The sequence below is a fragment of the Actinomyces qiguomingii genome, assembly GCF_004102025.1.
GTDB lineage: Bacteria > Actinomycetota > Actinomycetes > Actinomycetales > Actinomycetaceae > Actinomyces > Actinomyces qiguomingii.
Genome location: NZ_CP025228.1, coordinates 663,504 through 684,298, shown reverse-complemented (window position 1 = coordinate 684,298; position 20,795 = coordinate 663,504). Strand labels below are relative to the sequence as shown.

The 20,795-nt window shown below is 67.0% G+C and carries 16 protein-coding genes; 3 read left to right on the top strand and 13 right to left on the bottom strand.

What is annotated here, in order from left to right:
- Nucleotides 1-17: 17 nt before the first annotated feature.
- The 9 genes from CWT10_RS02760 to CWT10_RS02720 all read right to left on the bottom strand — a co-directional run bounded on the left by CWT10_RS02760 (nt 18) and on the right by CWT10_RS02720 (nt 10,542).
- Nucleotides 18-1,166 (bottom strand): sugar kinase, encoded by a 1,149-nt coding sequence (locus CWT10_RS02760; RefSeq protein WP_103062292.1) that lies wholly within the window; start codon nt 1,164-1,166, stop codon nt 18-20.
- Nucleotides 1,163-1,840 carry a bifunctional 4-hydroxy-2-oxoglutarate aldolase/2-dehydro-3-deoxy-phosphogluconate aldolase gene (gene eda / locus CWT10_RS02755; RefSeq protein ID WP_103062291.1) on the bottom strand — a complete coding sequence of 226 codons (678 nt, stop codon included), beginning with the start codon at nt 1,838-1,840 and terminating at the stop codon, nt 1,163-1,165. The genes CWT10_RS02760 and eda overlap by 4 nt, the downstream gene beginning before the upstream one ends.
- Nucleotides 1,841-1,954: 114 nt before the next feature.
- Entirely contained in the window at nt 1,955-3,070 is a 1,116-nt protein-coding gene (gene uxuA / locus CWT10_RS02750; RefSeq protein ID WP_103062290.1) for a mannonate dehydratase, read from the bottom strand.
- Nucleotides 3,067-4,704: a mannitol dehydrogenase family protein gene (locus tag CWT10_RS02745; RefSeq protein ID WP_103062289.1), complete on the bottom strand. Its 1,638-nt coding sequence runs from the start codon at nt 4,702-4,704 to the stop codon at nt 3,067-3,069. Before CWT10_RS02745 ends, uxuA begins: the two co-directional genes overlap by 4 nt.
- Before the next feature lie 286 nt (nt 4,705-4,990).
- Nucleotides 4,991-5,878, bottom strand: coding sequence for a sugar phosphate isomerase/epimerase family protein (locus tag CWT10_RS02740; protein ID WP_199176311.1), 888 nt, complete (start codon nt 5,876-5,878; stop codon nt 4,991-4,993).
- On the bottom strand, nt 5,875-7,086 hold the full coding sequence (locus CWT10_RS02735; RefSeq protein ID WP_103062287.1) for a Gfo/Idh/MocA family protein: 1,212 nt from the start codon (nt 7,084-7,086) through the stop codon (nt 5,875-5,877). Before CWT10_RS02735 ends, CWT10_RS02740 begins: the two co-directional genes overlap by 4 nt.
- Before the next feature lie 2 nt (nt 7,087-7,088).
- Nucleotides 7,089-8,141, bottom strand: coding sequence for a Gfo/Idh/MocA family protein (locus CWT10_RS02730; protein ID WP_103062286.1), 1,053 nt, complete (start codon nt 8,139-8,141; stop codon nt 7,089-7,091).
- A gap of 6 nt (nt 8,142-8,147) precedes the next feature.
- Nucleotides 8,148-8,990: a sugar phosphate isomerase/epimerase family protein gene (locus tag CWT10_RS02725; RefSeq protein ID WP_103062285.1), complete on the bottom strand. Its 843-nt coding sequence runs from the start codon at nt 8,988-8,990 to the stop codon at nt 8,148-8,150.
- A gap of 55 nt (nt 8,991-9,045) precedes the next feature.
- Nucleotides 9,046-10,542 carry an MFS transporter gene (locus tag CWT10_RS02720; RefSeq protein ID WP_199176310.1) on the bottom strand — a complete coding sequence of 499 codons (1,497 nt, stop codon included), beginning with the start codon at nt 10,540-10,542 and terminating at the stop codon, nt 9,046-9,048.
- A gap of 340 nt (nt 10,543-10,882) precedes the next feature.
- On the opposite strand from CWT10_RS02720, the gene uidA reads away from it, so the two are divergent.
- Genes uidA through uxaC form a run of 3 tightly spaced genes read left to right on the top strand, consistent with a single transcriptional unit; the run spans nt 10,883 to nt 15,300 of the window.
- The gene (gene uidA, locus CWT10_RS02715) at nt 10,883-12,700 is read left to right on the top strand and encodes a beta-glucuronidase (protein ID WP_103062284.1); all 1,818 of its coding nucleotides are present in this window, start codon (nt 10,883-10,885) and stop codon (nt 12,698-12,700) included.
- A 52-nt stretch (nt 12,701-12,752) separates the two neighbouring features.
- The gene (locus CWT10_RS02710; RefSeq protein WP_103062283.1) at nt 12,753-13,820 is read left to right on the top strand and encodes a LacI family DNA-binding transcriptional regulator; all 1,068 of its coding nucleotides are present in this window, start codon (nt 12,753-12,755) and stop codon (nt 13,818-13,820) included.
- Between the two features lie 43 nt (nt 13,821-13,863).
- Entirely contained in the window at nt 13,864-15,300 is a 1,437-nt protein-coding gene (gene uxaC / locus CWT10_RS02705) for a glucuronate isomerase (RefSeq protein ID WP_128683247.1), read from the top strand.
- Between the two features lie 104 nt (nt 15,301-15,404).
- Here uxaC and CWT10_RS02700 read toward each other — a convergent pair whose 3' ends face one another.
- From CWT10_RS02700 to CWT10_RS02685, 4 genes are all read right to left on the bottom strand, one after another.
- The gene (locus CWT10_RS02700) at nt 15,405-17,402 is read right to left on the bottom strand and encodes a glycoside hydrolase family 31 protein (protein ID WP_174721929.1); all 1,998 of its coding nucleotides are present in this window, start codon (nt 17,400-17,402) and stop codon (nt 15,405-15,407) included.
- Nucleotides 17,403-17,471: 69 nt separating this feature from the next.
- Nucleotides 17,472-18,293: a carbohydrate ABC transporter permease gene (locus CWT10_RS02695; protein ID WP_103062280.1), complete on the bottom strand. Its 822-nt coding sequence runs from the start codon at nt 18,291-18,293 to the stop codon at nt 17,472-17,474.
- A gap of 4 nt (nt 18,294-18,297) precedes the next feature.
- On the bottom strand, nt 18,298-19,215 hold the full coding sequence (locus CWT10_RS02690; protein ID WP_103062279.1) for a carbohydrate ABC transporter permease: 918 nt from the start codon (nt 19,213-19,215) through the stop codon (nt 18,298-18,300).
- Nucleotides 19,216-19,311: 96 nt separating this feature from the next.
- Nucleotides 19,312-20,589, bottom strand: coding sequence for a sugar ABC transporter substrate-binding protein (locus tag CWT10_RS02685; RefSeq protein ID WP_103062278.1), 1,278 nt, complete (start codon nt 20,587-20,589; stop codon nt 19,312-19,314).
- Nucleotides 20,590-20,795 lie beyond the last annotated feature (206 nt).

Sequence of the window (20,795 nt, the reverse complement as noted above, 5' to 3'; positions counted from 1 at the left end):
GCAGCGCCGTCGTCGACTCAGCGCTGCACGCGGGCGCCGCCACCGGCGGCCAGCCGAAGCACCTCGGCCTTGGTGGCCATAGTGGTATCACCGGGCGTGGTCATCGCCAGGGCGCCGTGTGCGGCACCGTACTCGACGGCAGTGGCCAGATCCCCGGTGTCGAGCAGTCCGTAAATGAGGCCGGAGGCGAAGGAGTCGCCGCCGCCGACGCGGTCGAGGATCTCCAGACCTGGACGCTCGGTGGAACGCACAAAACCGTCCTGGAGCGACCAGGCGATCGCCGACCAGTCGTTGATGGTGGCAGTACGCACCTGGCGCAGGGTGGTGGCCGCGACCTTGAAGTTGTCGAAGTCGGCAGTGACCCGCTCGATCATGTGCTCAAAGGCGGTGGTGTCCAGCTTGGACAGGCCCGCGTCCACGCCCTCCACCTGATAGCCGAGGGAGGCGGTGAAATCCTCCTCATTGCCGATCATGACGTCCACCAGGCGCGCCAGACGCCGGTTGACCTCCTGGGCCCGTTCAATGCCGCCGATCCCCTGCCACAGGGAGGGACGGTAGTTCAGGTCGTAGGAGACGATCGTGCCGTGGCGGCGGGCCGCGGTCATGGCGGCCTGCGCGACTTCGGCGGCCGACTCGGACAGCGCGGCGAAGATGCCGCCGGTGTGCAGCCAACGCACCCCGAGGGTGCCGAACAGGTGCTCGAAGTCGACGTCGTCGGGCCGCAGCTGGGCAATGGCAGTGTTCCCGCGGTCGGACACGCCCAGGGCGCCACGCAGGCCGAAACCGCGTTCGGTGAAGTTCAAGCCGTTGCGCACGGTGCGGCCGATGCCGTCATACGGCGCCCAGGTGATCATCGGGTCGACGCCGCCGGCCAGGATCATGCCCTCGATCAGGTGGCCGACTTCGTTGTCCGCGAGCGCGGTGACCACGCCCGCACGCAGGCCGAAGCAGCGGGACAGGCCGCGGGCGACGTTGTACTCGCCACCGCCCTCCCAGACCTCGAAGCGACGGGCCGTACGCACCCGCCCCTCCCCCGGGTCCAGGCGCAGCATCACCTCCCCCAGGGAGACGACGTCGTAGCGGCACTCCTCGGCGGGCAGCGGCCGGAGCGATCCGGCGATGGTGGAGGCTTCGCTGTTTGCTGTTTTCGCGGTTAGGGTGCTCATCGGCCGGCCTCCTTCGCAATCGTCATGGCCTGGGCGGACAGGCGGGTGATCTGCTCCCAGTCGCCCGCCGCCACCAAGTCTTTCTTTACCATCCAGGAGCCGCCGCAGGCCCGGACGGCGTCCACCGCCAGGTATTGCGCCAGGTTGGCGGCGTTTATTCCGCCGGTGGGCACAAAGCCCAGACTCGGGAATACCGCAGACAGTGCCTTTATAGCGGGCACGCCGCCATTGATGGACGCGGGAAAGAACTTGACCGTACCGATGCCGAGCTCAAGAGCTGCCATGATCCAGGAGGCGTCGGAGCAGGCGGGCAGGGAGGCGATCCCGGCGTCGACAGTGGCCCGTACGACGTCGGCGCTGAAGCCCGGTGAGACGATGTATTTCGCACCGGCGGCGACGGCGGCCTCGACCTGCGCGGTGTTGATGACGGTGCCGGCGCCGACCGTCAGACCCTCAATGTCCTGCATGGCACGGATGGCGTCGGCGCCCGCCGCGGTGCGGAAGGTGACCTCCGCCGTCGTGATGCCGCCGGCAACTAGCGCCCGGCCAACACTGACGCCGTCCTGCGCGGAATCGACGACGACGACGGGCACCACCGGGTTCGCGGCCAGGATTGTGGTCAGGCGCGACGCTGCGCAATCGCCCCGGTCAGGTGTGTGAGTCGTTCCTGTCATTAGCACTCCTTTGCGCGCCCCCACTTGACGGCGGGCGCCTGGTCTCAACTGGTCGCGTGAACCGGCCTCACCCTCGCCACCCGCTCCAGCAACCATATCTACCGATCTCGATGGTTATTTCGACCGAACTCGCGGGGCGGGGACTTTGGGGGCGGGGCGGGACTTGAGCTTGGCGGTGGCCTCGTACAGGCCGTTTATGTAGGTGGCACCCAGGGCGCGGTCGTACAAGGGGTAGCCGGGGCGGCCGGTCTCGCCCCAGATCATGCGACCGTGGTCCGGGCGCACGTACACGTCGGGGCAGGTGTCGTAGATGGCCTCCACGATGGCCGCCATGTCCAGGCTGCCGTCGGCAGACAGGTGCTGCGCCTCCTGGAAATGCTTGGGCCCCAGGTGCTTGACGTTGCGCACATGGGCGGCGGCAATGCGGCCGCGCTCACCGAATTCGCGGAAGATGGCGGGCACGTCATTATCCGGGTTGGAGCCGAGCGACCCCGAACACACGCACAGGGAGTTGGCCGGGGAGTCGACCAGGCCCACGACGGCGTCCAGGTCGTCTCGATTCTTGCACACGCGCGGCAGGCCGAACAGGTCCCAGGCGGGGTCATCGGGGTGGACGGCCAGGCGGATGCCGACCCTCTCACAGGTGGGGATGACGCCCTGGAGGAAATAGCGGTAGTGCTCGCGCATCTGGGCGTGATCGACGCCCTCATACAGGGCGAGCACCTCATCCAGCCTGCCCAGCCGCTCCGGCTCCCAGCCGGGAAGGGTCAGTCCACCGGAGGCGCGCTCGGTCATGGCTACGATTTCGCGCGGCCCCATGCCCTCGACGTCGGCGTGGTTGTAGTACAGGCAGGTGGAGCCGTCCTCGTTGCGGTGGTAAAGCTCGGTGCGCAACCAATCGAATACCGGCATGAAGTTGTAGATGACCACTTTGATGCCGAAGGCCGCCAGGTTCTCCAGGGTCTGGCAGTAGTTGGCGATGTAGGTGTCACGGCTGGGCAGACCCAGCTTGATGTCCTCGTGGACATTGACGGACTCAATGATCTCGCACTCCAGACCCTGGGCGTGCACCTGCTCCACCAGGGTGCCGATGTCCTCCCGGCTCCAGACCTCACCCGCGGCGTACTGGTCCAGCACGCCCATGATGCCGGTCATGCCGGGGATCTGGCGCACATGCTCCAGGGGAATGGGGTCGTAGGCCTGTCCGTACCAGCGGAAGGTCATTTTCATGGCAGCATCTCCTCCTCAATGGTGGCGCGCACGGCGCCAGGGCCGGCAAGCAGTCGCGCCACCAGTGCCTCGATTTTGGCGGCCAGCGGGGTGGTGTACAGGTCCAGGGCGAACAGGGTCGAGTCGGACAGGATGGGGTGCAACGCGGCGTGGAGGTCCGCGGCAAAGTCCTGGACGGCGTCGTCCCCGCCGCCCGTCCCGCCCAGAGGCAGGTCGGCCACGTGGGCGTGCAGCTCCTCATAGCGGGGGTCGGATGATGGGGCGAAGGGGGCGCCGTCGTCGGCGATTCCGGTCAGGTAGCGGCACCACAGGGCGATCACCAGTGGGATCGCGGTGAGTGTGCCCATGTCCAGGCCGCGGTTGCGGTAGCGCAGCAGGGTTTGGCCGAAGCGGATGGGCATCTTCTGGGAGGTGTCCATGGCGATGCGGGCCGGATCGTCGGGCAGGTAGGGGTTGGTGAAGCGGGTGCGCAGGACCTCGGCGAGGAAGTCCGCAGGGGCCACTACGCCGGGGTCGGAGACCACCGGCAGGCCCTCGTCCCAGCCCAACCGGTTCACCAGCGCCGCCAGGGCCGGGTCGCGCATCTCGGCGTCGATGGTGGGCAGGCGCAGCAGGCAGCCGGCAACGGCCAGGGCGGTGTGCAGGGGGTTGAGGCAGGTGGTCACCTTCATGTTTTCGAAGTCGTCACACACCCGGCGTTCGACGACGTGGGCGCCCGCGAGTTCGAAGGGCGGGCGGGCGGCGGCGAAGGCATCCTCAATGATGAGGTACTCGGTGGGCTCGGTATTAACGAAGCCCGCCTGGGACGTGCCGCCGCTCTCGGTCAGGTCCATGTCGGCGAAGCCAAGCCGGGCCAGTTCCTCACTGACGGCCGGGCTGGGGCGGGGGGTGATTTTGTCGATGACGGTGATGGGGAAGGCGACGCGGGCGGGGTCGGAGAGGAAGTCGAGGAAGGCTTCGGGCGCGGTACCAGCCTGGACCCAGCCGCGGGCGACGACGTCGATCGCCTCACGCAGCCGGTCACCGTTGTGGCTGAAGTTGTCGCAACTCATAAGGGTGATGGGAGCGCCGCCGGCCTCATAGCGGGCCAGCAGCACCGCGGCAAGCAGCGCCATGGCGTGGGACTGGTAGCCGTGGGGGTCGGCGGCGACGGCGTCGGCGACCTCGGGCAGGAGTCGTCCGGCGCCGTCGTGAACGGCGTAGCCCTTCTCGGTGATGGTCAGGGAGACAAGGGTGACCTCGGGGTCGACGGCGAGTGCGAACAGGCGGGCGAGGTCCGCCTCGCGCCGGGTGGCCAGGCCCTCCGCCAACCCGGCGATGGCGCGCAGGTCGCGGCTGGAGTCGGGGTTGACAGTCACCGAGAGGGTGAGCAGGTCGTGGGCACCGAGTCGGGTGTCGAATCCGGCCGGATCGGTGGTGACGACGGCGGTGATCGGCCAGTGGTGGCCGGAGGCGAAAAGATCGTCGGCGATTCGAGCCAAATAGACGCGGAAGATATTGCCGGCGCCCAAGTGGAGCCAGCGGGGACGAGTCCGGCCGGCCGCCTGCATGGTGGCGACGTCGAAGCCGGGGACGATCACGCCGGCATTGAGGTAGGCATCACGGTCCTGTAGCCCTGCGATGGTCAGTCTCATGGGCGGATCGGCTCCTTTGCTGCGGATGCGGCCGTACGGGGCGGCGCGGCATCGCGGTTCCCGGCACGGTCCTGAGTTGACTAAAGATTCGCCCTCGAACACCCCGCCCGTCCCGGGTTGCCAGGAATTGCCACCACACTACGTGACCCACCCTCAAACCGGAAGAACCGGTTTGTCCCCATGCATTGCTCAGGCATGAGAAAACAACCCGGGCCCGCGAGGACACCTGCCATTTTGGCGGCGTGGACGCTCAGGCCCCGCAGCGCCCCGCGGAACCGCGCCGGGATCAGTAGCCGATTGAGCGTAGGTAGGCGCGCGAGTCGGCCAGGCAGTCGAAGGGATCGCGCCCGTAGGTCAAGTCCTGCTCGATCAGGAAGTACTCCGCGCCCGCGTCCGCTGCCGCGGGCAGAAGATCCGGCCAGTTCATATTGCCGCTGCCCACCTCGGCGAACTCAATGATGTTGACAAACATGTCGTATCCCTCGGTCACCTTGCCGGCGTCCATGAGTTCAAGCGCCTCCCGGGGCAGAGCGGTGACCCGGTAGTCCTTGACATGGATCAACTTGCATACCCCGGCGTAGGCGGCGAGCATGTCCAGCGGCGCCATCCCGCCGCGCTGCACCCAGTGCAGATCGACCTCGAAGGCCAGTTCTGGGGCCACCCTACGTACGATGTCGAAAATGCGTTCGTCCCCGAATCGGTGCAGGTCCACGTGGTGGTTGTGATAGCACAGCGTTATCCCCTCCTCCCTCAGCCGGTGGGCGTAGGGGTTCAGACGCCTCGCCCAGGCCTGAACGGCCTCCTTGGAGACCATGGCGGAGAAGTCCATCATGGGGATGCGGGCGAAGCGGCAGCCCAGGCGTCGACAGTCGGCGACGAGCTTGTCGAAATCCTCCTCCAGCGTGTCCATGCGCTGCCCCGGACGGCGTGCCAGACCCGTTGACAGGGCGGCCACCTCAATGCCGAGTTCGGCGACCCCCCGTTCCAGCTCGGCAGTATTGGCCTCGTTCATGGGGATCTGTGAGACCTCGACGGCGTGCAGGTCGAGTTCGGCCACGCGCTTGAGAACCGCCCACATGCCCTGCTCGGCCACCTGATCCTTCAGCATCATCATCTGCACGCCCAGCACCGGATCCCGCCGGACGCCGCTAGTGGGCATATTCACTGCGCTCATAGGGGACGCACCTCGAACTTTCCCTCAGCACTGATGCGCTCGTTGAGCAGCTTCAGGTAGGCGGTCTCATCGAAGTCCGACAGTGCCACCTCCCGCCCCGTCCAGCTGGACAGGTGAATGGCGTTGGCCAGGCGCACCCCGTGAATACCATCCCCGCCGGGGGCGAGCAGCTCCTCCTCGCCGCGGACGGCGGCGGCAAAGTTGCGCAGCACTTCGCAGTGCTGCTGCCCCCACACCGAGTCGTACTCCTTAACCTCGGTGGTGACCAGTGAGGCCGGGTCGAATTCACCCTTGAACATCTCACGCACCTGTTCCATGGGCATAGCATCGGAGACGGCACGCTCGTCCTGGTTGAGGCGGGCGATGGTTACGCGCCGGGAGTCCTCGACAACGATTTTGCCCCGGTCGCACAGGATCTCCAGGCGGTCGGTTCCTACCAGGTCGTGGGTGGCGGTGATGAAGGTGCCGGTGGCGCCGTCACCGAAGTCGACCATGGCGTTTACCTCGTCCTCAACGGCGATGGCACGTCGGAACCCGTACTGGCATTTGGCGAATACGGATTCGGGAATGCCGCACAGCCACTGCCACAGGTCCAGCTGATGGGGCGCCTGGTTGACCAGTACGCCACCGCCCTCACCACCCCAGGTGGCGCGCCAGTCGGACTGCTCGTAGTATCCCTGCGGCCGCCACCAGGTGGTGATGGTCCAGGTGGTGTGGCGCAGGGCCCCCAGTTCACCAGAGGCGAGCAGGGCGCGCAGGTCTTGATACAGGGGGTTGGTGCGCTGGTTGAAGAAGACGCCGAAGATCAACTCGGAGTGGTCGGCGGCGAATTCAATCAGTTCACGGGCCTGGGCGGTATAGACACCGACCGGCTTCTCAACCAGCACGTGGACGCCGTGATCCAGCGCGTAGATGCCGACCTCGGGGTGAATATAGTGGGGAACGGTGGTTACCACGGCGTCGACCGTGCCGGAGGTGATCATCTCCCGGTAGTCGGTGTAGAAGGGGACACCGTACTCCTGCGCCTGTTGCTGTTTGTCGGAAAGGATGTCGCAGATGGCGCCGATGCGCATACCGGGGACACGCCCGGCGGAGATGAACTGGGCGTACATGCCGCCCTCGGTGCCCAGGCCGACTACGCCCAAGCGCACCGGCTCCCCGGTGGCTACGGCATGGGGCCGACCATTGTTGTCACTGGTTTGGCTCATGACTATTCCTTCATGCTCGCATGATTGTGATTATGGAGGGTACGAGGCGCCGAAGCGGCGGATGACTCGTATATGGACTCGGCTATGCACAGGCATTTCATGGCCTCGGCCGGGCAGATCCAGAAGGGCTCGGGATCATCCAGGCGGGCGTAGAAGTCGCGGATGAGCAGTTCATGGCTCACACCCCAGTAGGTGCGACCCGCACCGGCGGGTCGCCGCTCGTCATAGTGGTCGACCCGCCCGTCTTCCCAGCGGATGTCCAGTCCGTCGCGAATGGTGGCGTAGGCGTGTTCGCAGTCCAGCTCTATCTCAACCGGCCGGTGCCGGGACAGGTTGACAGTCCCATAGAAGCAGGTGGTTACGCCGGAGGCATGGGTTAGGCGGGCGGAGGCGGTGTCTTCCACCTCGCTGACCGCCGCGAACTTGTCCGTGGAGACGTGGCCACTGACCTCAATCACCTCACCCAGAAGCCACTGGAGCAAGTCCAGCGTGTGGGGCGCCTGGTTCATCAGCAGACCGCCGCCGGCACGCGCCTTGGAACCGCGCCACGGCCGGTCCTCGTAGTAGCCCTCGGGGCGGCTCCAGGCTACGGTCGCATAGGCCCCGCGCACTTTGCCCAGGTTCCCGCCGCTCAGCAGCCGACGCAGTTGGACGGAGGAGGTGTTGTAGCGGTTTTGCAGACAGACCGCCACCTTGGGGCAGGACCGCCCGGATGCGCGCATCCGGGCGAGTGCATCGACCAGGCGCTGGCCGGTGGCGCAGTTGTGCGCCACCGGTTTCTCCTGGATGACGTTGACCCCCGCCGCGAGCGCCTCAAGGGTGATATCCACATGGGTGTCATGCGGGGTGGCCACGTGCAGGGTGTCGGGGCGGGTGGCCTCGAGCAGGTCGGCGACGGCGGTGAAACCGGGGGCCCCGGTGTTCCGGACCACGGGCTCCAGCGCCGCGGCATCTAAGTCGCACACGCCGACCAGTTCGACGTCGTCCATGGCGGCGATCGCCTCCAGGTGGACGACCGATACGTCGCCACATCCGATCAGGGCAGCCTTTCGCATGACCCATCAGCTCGGTTCGACGCCGACTTCGGCCAGCAGCGATAGTAGGGCGCGGTATGCCCGCGACCAGTTCTCCCGCCCGGATACGGCCCCGAATGCGGTCAACTCGCCCAGGTGGGGCTCCAGGGAGAAATAACCCGAATAGCCGGAATCCTTCAAGGCCGCCAGCAGGCCCCGCCACTGACCGTCGCCCTGGCCGCAGGGGACCACCTCGCCCAGGTCGGTGGCGTCGACGGGGAAGCGGGCGTCCTTGCAGTGGATGTAGTCGGTGTACTCGCTCACAAGCGGCCAGGCCTCATCCATGGGGCGCACGTGGCACTGCACGTAGTTGGCGGGGTCGAAGGCGGCGCGGTAGTACGGGGAGTCGATAGTGGACAGCAGGTCCGCCACACGGGAGGGGACGTCGCCGTAGATGTCCTTCTCGTTCTCATGCAGCAGGGTGACGCCGGCCTCGGCGGCCACCTGCACCATCGCCCGAGTACGCGCCAGCACCTCCTCGCGGTAACGGGATGCGGGCTCGCCGTCGGGAATGAAGAAACTGAACACGCGGATGCGGGAGACGCCGAAGAAACCGGCCACCTCCACCGCATGCCGGGCGCGTTGCAGGTGCGGGGCGAAGGGCTCGGTGATCGAGATCTTGCCCAGATCGGAGCCGATGCAAGAGGGGGTGATCCCCGCGGTGTCGAGGATGTCCTTCACGGCACGCAACTGCTCGTCGGTCAGGTCGAGCACCTTGGTCCCCCAGACGCTGCGCAGCTCCAGGTGCCGCAGGCCCAGTTCGTGCAGCACTCGCGTCTGAACCTGCGGGTCCGGGTCGATCTCGTCGGCGAATCCGGTCATGGTCCACATGGGTGATCATTGCCTTTCGTCATGGTTCTCAGTCGTCTGCCGATGGGCTGGTCTGCTAGTGGGCAGGGGAGGCGGAGCCTTGGGCGTCGCCGGTGCCAGCGGCACGGCGCGCCGTCAGGATCTCGTTATTGGCGTCGACCACCTTCTTCTTGAGCGGGTAGAGGAACACCAGCGCCAGCCCCACCAGCACGTATCCGACGCCGGGGACCAGGTTGGCCAGCATGTAGATGCCGTCATTGACGGCCTGCGTCTGCTCCGCGCCGGAGGTGGCGGCCTCGGTGCTGAAGCCGATCCAGCCCAGCGCCCATCCGCTCAGTCCGCCAGCCAGCGCCTGCCCGAGTTTTCGGGACCAGGAATAGACGGCGTAGACGGTGCCGTCGTCGCGGTGGCCGGTGCGCACCTCCTGGAAGTCGATAACGTCGGTGATGAACGCCCACACCAGGTAGTTGAAGATGGCGGTGCTGAACATGGCGATCGCATACAGCACGATCCACAGCACCGCGCTGGTGATGTGCAGGAAGTAGGCGATGATCAGCACCGTGCCGCCCCCGAGCATGGCGACCGCGCCGACCTCCGCCTTGCCGAAGCGGCGCGACAGCCACGGCGCCAGGACGATCAGGACCAGCCCCGGCAGCAGGCCCGCCAGCGATGCGGGTGATTGCAAGCGGCCGTTGCCAAAGTAGTTCAGGAAAAGATAGCTGATCATGCCGCCGGCGAACAGCGTGGACACCAGTAGCAGCAGGGCGGCGGCGATTAGGCCGAGCAGGGCGCGGTTGGTGAAGATGGAGCCGAGCATCGTGCCGATGCCGGCCTTGGAGGAGGAGTCGGGGTCGGCCACGGTGACGACCCGCTCCTGGACGTTGAAGTAGCACAGTGCGTAGCACACCACCGCCAGCACGGAGCAGACCGCCGCGGAGATGTTCATGGCCGGGCCGCTCAGCACGGAGACGCCCTCACTGTTGGTGCTGTAAATGACCAGCGGGATGAGCGTGGTGATGGCGATATTGGCCAGGGTGGCACCGGTGGAGCGGTACACGGACAGCTCGGCGCGGTGGTCGGGGTCGGAGGAGACCACCGAGGACATCGACCCGTAGGGGATGTTGATGGCCGTGTAGCACAGCGACCCCCACAGGAAGTAGGTGGCGCACATCCAGGCCAGCCGGGCGCCGTAACTGGCGAAATCAGCTACGAATGCGCTGTACATCAGGCATGAGGCCAGTGCCACGGGAACGGCGATGAACTTGAGCCAGCGGCGGAATTTCTCACCCTCGCGCTTGACGGGCAGGCGGTCGACGATGATGCCCATGCCGACGTCGGTGAACCCATCCATTACGCGCGCCCCGAGCAGGAGCAGGCCGACATGACCGGGCTCGATACCCACCGCGTTGGTGTAGAACACCATGAAGAAGGTGGCCTGCAGGGTGAAGGTGAAGTCGTTGCCGAAGTCACCGAACATGTAGCCGATCTTGTCGCGCATGCCGAATGGGCGCGTGCCGGCCAGTTCTACGGTGGCGGCGCGAGTGGAGTCCGCCTGTTGCTTTGGTGAGGCCATGTGGGTCCGTCTCCTGTTGCTTCGCGTCGTTGCGTGCACAGGCGGGCTGCGCCCGGGGAGTTCCTGTGCGGGCCGCGGAAACCCGGTCGGGACGACCGGCGGCCTGTGCCCAGCTTCTCGCCGACGTGGCTGGAATCACCTCGGTTGCCGGGAGTTGCCGTTGAGCATGTGCCGCTCCGGCAACATCCGGCAACCTGGCATCGCCTCGGAGCGCATGCTGTGGGATGATCCACATATCCGCCCGCGCCGCAGTCCCGTGCGACGGCGGTCCGTGAAGAACCGCCGTCACCGGCCGCAGACCTAGGCCCGGTACACGTCCGGTAATGGTAAAGGAGCCGTTATGTTGTCGGTACGCAACTCCGCCTCACGCACTGTCATCAGCCTGGACGGGGTGTGGCGCTTCCAACTCGATCCCGCGGATCGTGGGCTGTTGGACGGCTGGTTCACCGGGCGGTTGTCGGCGCCTCGTCCCATGCCGGTGCCGGCCTCCTACAACGATGTCACCACCGACACCGAGGTGCACGACCATGTGGGCCCGGCCTGGTACGAGCGCGAGGCGGTCGCCCCCCGCAACCTGGGCGGTGACCGCCTGATCCTGCGGTTCGGCTCCGTGACCCATGAGGCGCGCGTGTGGGTCGACGGCGTCGAGGTCGCCGAACACGTGGGCGGCTACCTGCCCTTCGAGGCGGATATCACCGAGCAGGTGACGCCCGGGCAGGCCTTCCGCATCACCGTGCGGGTGGACAACCGGCTGTCCTGGCAGTCCATCCCACCGGGCTACCTCACCGAGGACTCCCGGGGACGCCCGGTTCAGCGCTACTTCCACGACTTCTTCAACTACGCGGGCATTCACCGCCACGTCGCGCTGTACACCCGCCCGCCGGTCGCCATCACGGACGTGACCATCGCCACCGATTACACCGACGGGCCCGAAGGCACCACCGGACGCGTCACCTACGCCGTGCAGGCGCCGGGCGCCGAGCATGTGCACGTCATCATCAAGGACGCCGCCGGAACCGAGGTGGCCCGCGCCGAGGGCGCCGAGGGCGAGGCGACCATCCCCGCGGCGCAGCTGTGGCGTCCCGGGGCCGGCTACCTGTACACCCTGGAGGCGCATGCCCGCCGGCGGGCCGAGGACGCGGCCGGCGAGGACGTCTACCCGCAGCGCTTCGGGGTGCGCACCGTGGCGGTGCGCCAGGGCCAGTTCCTCATCAACGGCGAGCCCTTCTACTTCCGCGGCTACGGCCGGCACGAGGACAATCTCATCCGCGGCAAGGGGCACGACGACGCACTCATGGTTCACGACTTCGAGCTGATGGCGTGGCAGGGCGCGAACTCCTTCCGCACCTCCCACTACCCCTACGCCGAGGAGGTCATGGACTACGCCGACGAGCGCGGCGTAGTGGTGATTGATGAGACGGCCGCGGTCGGCCTGAACACGGGTATAGGCGGCGGCATCTTTGGCGGTGAGCCGATGGCGCTGTTCAGTGACGACCATGTCAATGAGCACACGCAGGCCGTGCACGCCGCGCATATCCGCGAGCTGATCGCCCGGGACAAGAATCACCCCTGCGTGGTGCTGTGGTCGCTGGCCAATGAGCCGGAGAGCCACACCGAGGAGGCGGAGAACTATTTCCGGCCCTTGGCCGCCGCGGCCCGCCAGGCGGACCCGACGCGCCCCATCGGCTACGTGAACGTAATGATCTCCACCCCGGATCGAGAGCGGGTGGTGGACCTGTTCGACGTGGTCATGCTCAACCGCTACTACGGTTGGTATGTCAACAATGGAGACCTGGCGGGCGCGGAGGCGGCGCTGCGCGCCGAGGTCGACGCCTGGATCGCGCGGGCGCCGGGCAAACCGATCGTGTTCACCGAGTACGGGCCGGATACGCTGGCCGGGCTGCGTGATGTCTTCCACCGCCCCTGGTCCGAGGACTACCAGACGGACATGCTCGCCATGTACCACCGGGTCTTCGACTCCTACCCGCAGATCGTGGGCGAACAGATGTGGAACTTCGCCGATTTCCAGACCGTCCCCGGCGTCAACCGGGTGGGCGGCAACAAGAAGGGCATGTTCACTCGTGCGCGCGACCCCAAGCAGAACGCCTTCGCGGTACGCGACCGCTGGCAGGCGATGCGCCGGGAGTCGGGGAACTAACGGCAGTGGACCGCAGTGGTCGCAACTCCAACGGGTCCGGGGAGACGCTGACATGGGCGTAGAAAGCATCACCGAGGTCGCCGTGCCGCAGGCGCCGCCCCGTAAGCCGGTGACGATCTACGACATCGCCGCCGCGGCCGGAGTGGCGCCCTCCACGGTCTCCCGGGCTCTATCCCGCCCGGGCCGGGTGTCGACCGAAACGGCCGCACGCATCCATGAGGCGGCTGAGGTGCTGGGATACAAGCGCGCCCGGCCGCGTCGCCCCGCGGACTCCACGGAGGACACCTATGTGATCGCCCTGGTGATCGCCGACGTCGGCAATCCCTTCTTCAGCCGGGTCATGATCGGCATGCAGGAGTCGGCGCGCGCCAACGGCTATACGGTGCTGCTGATCGATTCGCGGGAGGATGCCGCCCAGGAGCGGGCCGCGATTGACAAGGTACTGCACCTGATCGACGGCATAGTCCTGTCCGCCTCTCGCATGAGCAACTCGGCGATTCAGCAGTTCAATCGGGCCGTCCCGGTGGTGTCGCTGAACCGGCAGGTCCCCGGCGTGACCTCGATCCTGCCGGACTCCGCCCAGGGCATGCACGCCGTCGTCGAGCATCTGGCCGCTCACGGGCACACCGCGGTGACCTATCTGTCCGGTCCGCCGGACTCGTGGGCCGACGGCGCCCGCTGGGAGGGCCTGACGCAAGCCTGCCATGCACTGGGGGTGAGGGCGCAGCGGCTCGGTCCCTTCTCCCCCACCGTCGGCGGCGGGGTGCACGCCCTGGAGACCTGGGGACACCGCCCCACCACCGCCGTGGTCGGCTACAACGACGTCCTGGCGATCGGTTTCATGAAGGCCGCCCTGGCCCGCGGCCTGCGCGTACCCGCGGATGTGTCCATCATCGGCATTGACAATGCGGGCCTGTCCGCCCTGACCAACCCGGGCCTGACCTCTCTGGCGGCCGGCTCACGCCGGCTCGGCGCCCGTGCCGCAACTGCAATCATCGGTCATCTGCGTCACCGCTCCCGGCCGCAGCCGGCGGTCACCGTTGTGGGGATGTCCCTGCAGGAGCGGCAGAGCGTCGGCCCGGCGCCCGCCGCGCCCGCCTGTCTGCCGGAGGCCACCTGAAAGACCCTCCCCGTCAACAGCACCAAGAATCAGGAGCCCACTCGTGTCCACCCCGACCTCGTCCCAGCCGCTGACCCTCGATCCCGACCGGCTGCTGCCCGCCGATCCGACTACGCGTAGCGTGGCCCGGGAACTGCTGGCCCAGATCGCCGACGCGCCCATCATCTCCCCCCACGGGCATGTCCCGCCGCAATGGCTGGCCCAGGACATCTCCTTCACCGACCCCACCAGCCTGCTGTTGACCCCGGATCACTACACCAACCGGCTGCTGCACTCCCTGGCCGGGGTGGAGCTGGCGGACCTGGGCGTGCCGGTGGGCAGCGAGCTGAGTCCGCAGCAGTCGCGGGCAGCATTCCGGCTGCTGTGCGAGAACTGGCACCGGCTGGCGGGTACGCCGGTGCAAACCTGGTTCACCGAGGTCTTCCACGACGTATTCGGGGTGCAGGTGCGCCCGGCGGCCGCCACCGCGGACGACATCTACGACCAGATCGACGCCGCCCTGAACACGCCCCAGTTCACGGCCCGGGCGCTGTATGAGCGCTTCAACATTGCCGTACTGGCGACCACGGATGACCCCTGCTCTGATCTGGCCGACCATCGCGCCCTGACCGCCGACCCCGATTGGAACGGTCGGGTGATCCCCACCTTCCGGCCCGATGCCTACCTGGAGCCGGCCCGGCCCGACTGGCGGGAGTTGACCGAGACGCTGGGGCGGGCCGCAGACCAGGACGTATCGACCTACGCCGGACATGTGGAGGCGATGCGGCGCCGTCGGGCCTTCTTCAAGGAGTGCGGGGCGGTCTCCTCCGACCATTCCCATGCGGATGCGGGCACGCAACGCCTGGACGACGCGGAGGCGGAGGTGCTGTATGGCCGCGCCCTGGCGGGACGGATTGACGCCGGCGACGCCGCCAGGCTGCGGCGGCACATGGTCAATGACCAGGCACGGCTGGCGGTGGACGACGGATTGGTGATGACGCTGCACCCGGCCGTGTTCCGCAACCACGACTCCGGGGCCTTGGCCCGCTACGGCGCGGATGTGGGCGGGGACATTCCCACGTCGGTGGAGTTCACGCGTGCCCTGCAGCCGCTGCTGGACGCCTACGGCAACGCCGCCGGCTTCCACCTGATCCCCTTCACCATCGATGAGACGGTCTACTCCCGCGAACTGGCGCCGCTGGCCGGATGGTACCGGGCGGTGTACGTGGGGGTGCCGTGGTGGTTCATCGACGAGCCCGATGCGATCATCCGTTTCCGGGAGGCGACGACCGGATCGGCGACTTTCTACAAGACCTCCGGCTTTATCGACGACACCCGGGCCTTCTGCTCGATCCCGGCGCGCCACGGCATCGCGCGCCGCTGCGACGCCGGCTTCCTGGCGCGGCTGGTGACGGAGCACCGGATCGGCCTGGATGAGGCCGCGGCCGTGGCCCGCGACCTGGTGGCGGCGATCCCCCGCCGCGCCTTCAAGCTCGACTGACAGCACAATCGACTCAACGTCCGTGCAACCGCAGCCCGCATTGCCGCCGGCCCCGGGCAGGTCCCGGCCCTGCCCGGGGCCGGCGGGTCGAGTGACCGGGGCAGTCACAGCGACAGGGAGCCGCCGATACGCTGGAAGACCGGAATGTACTCCTGCGGCGCATCCGCCTCGATGGTGGCACCGCCGTCGTAGGTGTGCCCGGAGTGGATCTCCTGCCATCGGGCGCCGGCAGGCAGGTACACCGACCGGCTGATGACGCCCGGCGTCGTCACCGGTGCCACCAACAGGTCAGGCCCCAGCAGGAACTCATCCTCTACGTCCCAGGCCGCCGCATCCTGCGGGAAGTCCAGGAACAGCGCCCGCATGGCGGGCATGCCGGTGGACGACGCCTCCGCCATGACCTCGGCGATGTAGGGGCGCAGCCGCTCACGCAGCTCCATATGGGCGCGGGAGATCTCCAGGCAGCGCTCCCCGTAGCTCCACACCTCATTCGGGCCGCCGCTGGTGGGCGAGCCCAGCTCGCCGCGGGGCTCGCGGTGCCCGTGGAGCCGGAACAGCGGGCAGAAGGTCCCAAAGGCGAACCAGCGGGCATACAGCTCGCGGTAGGCCTCGTCACCCGGATCACCCCCATGGAAGCCACCGATGTCGGTGGTCCACCAGGGGATGCCGGAGATCCCGATGCTCAGGCCCGCCCGCACTTGGATGGCCAGGGATTCCCAGGTCGGGGGGATGTCGCCGGACCACACCGCCACGCCGTACTTGGCCTGCCCGGCCCACGCCGAGCGGCATAGCAGCACGGTGTCGCCGCCCCCGGCCGCTTGGTGACCCTCATAGAACAGGCGAGCATTGTCGCGCGGGTAGATATTGGCGACGGCGGCTCCGGGGCCAGCGTGAAAGGACAGGTTCTTCGGGTGCCCGGGGTTGAGTTCGGGCTCGCAGGCGTCCAACCACCACACCCGTACTCCGGCGTCGAAGTAGTTCCGCTTGACGGTGTCCCAGATGAAGCGTCGGGTGCGCGGGTTGGTGGGGTCGTAGAAGGCGACCGGCAGGGAGCGGGGCATCTGCTTGTCATGAATGTGCTGGTGGAATTCCACGCCCTGGTCGGCACCGACCAGCAGGCCACGACTGCTCATCTCCTCATAGTTCTCCGACAGCGGGGACACGGTGGGCCAGATAGAAACCATCAGCTTCACACCGAGCTCGTCCAACTCCCGCATCATGGCGGCGGGGTCGGGGTACTCCGCCGGGTCGAAGCAGTAGTCGCCCATGGCGGTCCAGTGGAAGAAGTCGGTGACGATCACCGACAGCGGCAGTCCGCGGCGACGGTACTCGCGCGCCACCTGAAGGATCTCCTCCTGGCTGCGGTAACGGAGCTTGCACTGCCAGAATCCGCAGGCCCATTCAGGTAGCTGCGGCGCATGCCCGACGGCGTCGGCGTAGTGGGAGATTATCTGCGCGGGGGTGTCGCCCGCGGTCACCCAATAGTCCAGCGCGCTCGCGGCGTCGGCCACCCACCGGGTGCCGTTCTCGGCGAACTCGACCCGGCCCACGGCGGGGTTGTTCCACAGGAATCCGTATCCGCGGCTGGACAGAAAGAAGGGAATATTGACCTCGGCGTTGCGCTGCACCAGATCCATGACCAGACCCTTGTGGTCCAGGCGGCCGTGCTGGTGCTGGCCCAGTCCGTAAATGCGCTCACCTTCATAAGCCTTGAAGCGCTGGTGAATCTCATACAGCCCCGACCTCTGCCCGTAGAAGACGTGCGCGCCGGGCCACCAGAAATGCTCGCGCTCCTCGGCCAGCAGTTCGGCGCCGTCGCCGGTTCGACGGAATGTCAGCATGACGGCGGGATTACCGTTGCCTGAATCCAGCCGGGCCTGGACCGTAAGCCCGCCCGCCACCAGGGTCGGCATGCCGTCCTCGTATCTGACCTCACACCTGGGCCCTCCCGGCGCGGTCTCACCCAGGGCACCGACGTCATTGGCGGGGATGCGATGCTGGGCCGCACGGACCCGCACCGAGTCCGGTCCCCACTGCTCCACACGCAATACCTCGTGGGCATACCGCACCTCGAAACCGTTGTCGATCGGGGTGTACTCCAAGACTTCTGCTCCTTTACGTTGAAGAGGTGTGTATTCGGATCGTTGGTCGGGATCTGCGGGAACCACCGCTCATGCCTTGACGGCCCCGCCGGTGGCGCCCGCCGCCACATACTTCTGCGCCGCCACCAGCAGCACGGCCGCCGGCACCGACGCCATGGTCGCCGTGGCCATCACCGAGCCCCAGTCGGCCACGTAACCGCCGATGAACAGGTAGATGCCCAGGGTGACGGGACGCGCCACCGAATTCGAGTTAAGGGTGAGCGCGAACAGGAAGTCGCTCCAGGCGAATAGGAAGCTGAATAGCGCGGCGGTGATCATGGCGTTCCGGCTCAGCGGCAGCACAATCGAGACGAAGGTGCGCAGCCGGCCCGCGCCGTCGACCCGGGCGGCCTCCAGCAGTGACATGGGGATGGCCCGCATGAACGCCTGGATGATCAGGATAGAGAAAGGAATTCCCAGCGAGGCGTCGGCCAGGATCAGCCCTAGGGTCGTGTTGAGAATCCCCAGGTCGTTGTAGGCCGAGTACAGGGCGTTGGCGATCACGATCCCCGGGATCATCTGGCTGAGCAGCAGGGCGAACATGACCGCACCGGTGCCCCGCACCCGGTACAGGCTCAGCGCGTAGGCGGCCGGGGTGGCCACCGTCAGGCTGACCAGGACTGCGCCCACCGACACCATCAGGCTGGTGAGCAGATTCGGCCCCTGGGTGGCGAAGGCCGCCCGATAGCCGTCCAGACCGGGGCGTATGGGGAACCAGGCCAGATCGGCGGTGGAGACTCCGGGCTGGAAGGAGGCGTTGACCATCCAGTAGACCGGGAACAGCATGAGGGCCAGGAACAGGCAGCCCAGCACCGTGTGTGTCCAGGGCCTGCGCGTGTGGTTATGAGTCATGGTTTCACTCCTCGGCTGACGAGCGGGTCATCCGCAGATAGACAATGGCGAACACCAGGGAGATCAGCACCAGGATGTTGCCGAGGGCCGCCCCCTGACCGAATTCGAAGTTCGCGAAGGACAACCGGTAGGACTGGGTGGCCAGGGTCTGGGTGGAGCCGGAGGGTCCGCCCTCGGTCAGCCCCAGAATGATGTCCAGGACCTTCAAGGTGTAGACCACCCCGAGGATCAGCACCACCGACACCACCGGGCGCAGCAGCGGCCAGGTGATGTGTCTGAAGGCCCTCCACCCGGTGGCGCCGTCAAGGGCGGCAGCCTCGTAGAGATCATCGGGGATGTCCTGCAGCCCGGAGTACAAGATGGTCATGTTGAAGGGAACGCCCAACCAGATATTCACCATGATCACCGCCGCCAGGGCCACATCGGTGCTGGTCAGCCACGGAATGTTCTCAATGCCGACGATCCCCAAGATCTGGTTGATGACACCGGAGTCCTTATCCAGCATCCACTTCCACACGGCGCTGGAGACGATCATGGGCAGTAGCCAGGGCAGCAGCATCAGTGAGCGCATCACCCCGCTCAGTGGGAAGTTCTTATTGAAGAAGACGGCCAGCGCCATTCCGATAGTGAACTGCCCGGCGATCGAGCCAACCGTGAACAGCACGGTGTTGGCCATTGCGGTTGAGAACACCGAGGACTTCACAACCGTCGCATAGTTGGCCAGACCCACGAATGGCGCCTCGCCGGTGTAGAAGGTGCGAGTGGTGTACTCCTGCACACTCATCATCAGGTTCTTGACGATCGGGTAGCCGAAGTACGCCAGCAGGAATACCAGCGCGGGAGTGAGGAAGGCCCAGCGGAAGGCCTCCTCGCGCCTGCGCCGCCAGGGGCGCTCCGAACCGGAGTGCGGTGCGGTCATCATCGTCTCCTTCAAAATGGATCGTGTTCAGCGGCTTGGGGAGGGCGGCGAGGTGCCCGGTGGCGGCCGGAACCGCACTGGCCCCGACCGCCGTCGTCCTCAGGACACGAAGTCGGCCTTGGCGGTTTTCAGTGCCTCCAGCGGCGTGGCCTTGCCGGTCAGAGCCGACTGCATGGCGTTGTAGAGGGCCTCGGCCGTCTTGGGCCAGGCCTCACCGAGCTGGGCCGTGCGGGAGCGGCCGTTGTTGACGGCCGTGACCAGCGGCTCCATGTCCGGCAGCGCCGCCAGGTAGTCTGCGTCGGCGGCCTGGCGGGTGGGGATGGTGTAACGGGAGGTGTTCAACTCCAGAAGCGAGTCCTCGCCCAGCAGCACCGCGAGCAACTCGGCGGCCTTCTTTTGGCGCGCCTGGTCGCCGGTGAGCGGCACGGTCCACAACTCACCGCCCAGTGGGGACACCGCGGTGTCCCCGGCCTTGGGGACCGGGATCTCGGCCACACCCCAGTTGATACCGGAATCATTGAAGGTGTTGGTCATCCACGGGCCGTTGACGATCATGGCCGCCTTGCCGGAGGTGAACTGCTCACCCAGATCGCCCTGCCCCCAGTTGAGCACCGATTGGGAGGCGGAGCCCTCACCGACCAGGTCCACCAGCAGCTGGAGGGCCGCGGCGGCCTCGGCGGTGGCGATGTCGGTCTCGTCGGCGCCGGCCGACCAGAAGAAGGGCAGGAACTGCCAGGATCCCTCATAGGAGGCCTTGGCGCAGAAAGCGAAGCCGTACACCCCGTCCTTGGTCAGCGCCTTCGCAGTCGCCTTGAGCTCATCCCAGGTGGTGGGCACCGCCACGCCGGCGGCGTCCAGCAGGTCTTGGTTGTAGTACAGGCCCAGGGTGTTGGCGCACGGGCCCATGCCGTACAGCTCGCCGTCGTAGGTGCCCGCGCCGATGAAGCCCTCAATGAAGCCGTCGGCGGTGATGCCGAAGTCGTTCAAGGGCGCCAGTGCTCCGGTGGCGGCAATCTGCTGCAGGTCGGGATTGTCCAGCATGAGCAGGTCGGGCAAGGTGCGCGAGGAACTCATCTGCAGGACCTTCTGGATCAGGCCCGTGCCGCTGACACTCTCCCGTTCGATGGTGACCCCGACCTGCTCGGCGGCAGCCTCGAGCGCCTGCTGGAAGATCTGGTTGTCCGGCTCATCGGCGTAGTAGTCCAGCACCTTCAGGGAGGTGACCTCTCCTGCGGCCTTGCCCCCGCCACGGCCGGCGCAGGCAGCCAGCGGGAGGACGGCGGCCGCCAGGGCGGCACCTTGAAGGGCGCGACGGCGGTTGATGGCCGGCCTCCGGGCGGGGCGTGTTCCCGCGGATGTACGGGCGTTGATGAACATGTCGACTCCGTTCCCAGGGCGGCGGCGAACTCATCGATACGTATGCGCAAACGTATGCGCACCTGTTAGATTTGCTCATGTCGCCCTACGATGTTGTGAGAAAGACCTGACGAAGCGTCTTCGCTCCGCCTCGGGCGAGAAATGTATCATCATGAATCGAATCTGGCAAGTCGTGCGCGAGCGCGGGGTGCCAGTCCATCCCCCGA